Here is a 255-nt window from a genome sequence, read left to right on the forward strand (position 1 = left end):
TCTACCAACTGAGCTAACGACCCGAATAATCGGTTTGCCACTCGAAAGTGGTGGGTGGTACTGGGATCGAACCAGTGACCCCCTCCTTGTAAGGGAGGTGCTCTCCCGGCTGAGCTAACCACCCGGGCATGTTTTATAAGCAAAACATCAAATCTGGTGGACGCTACTGGGATCGAACCAGTGACCCCCTCCTTGTAAGGGAGGTGCTCTCCCGGCTGAGCTAAGCGTCCGGGAATCTGGTGGGTCGTGCAGGAT

Annotated in this window: 2 tRNA genes; both read right to left on the reverse strand. The window is 55.7% G+C overall.

From position 1 onward, the window contains the following. Nucleotides 1-48: 48 nt before the first annotated feature. Nucleotides 49-124 (reverse strand) — tRNA-Val (locus tag C7I36_RS17070). 30 nt (nt 125-154) lie between these two features. Next, a tRNA-Val gene (locus tag C7I36_RS17075) sits at nt 155-230 on the reverse strand. Between the last annotated feature and the right edge of the window lie 25 nt (nt 231-255).

The organism is Zobellella taiwanensis (genome assembly GCF_003012795.1).
Taxonomy (GTDB): Bacteria; Pseudomonadota; Gammaproteobacteria; order Enterobacterales; family Aeromonadaceae; genus Oceanimonas; species Oceanimonas taiwanensis.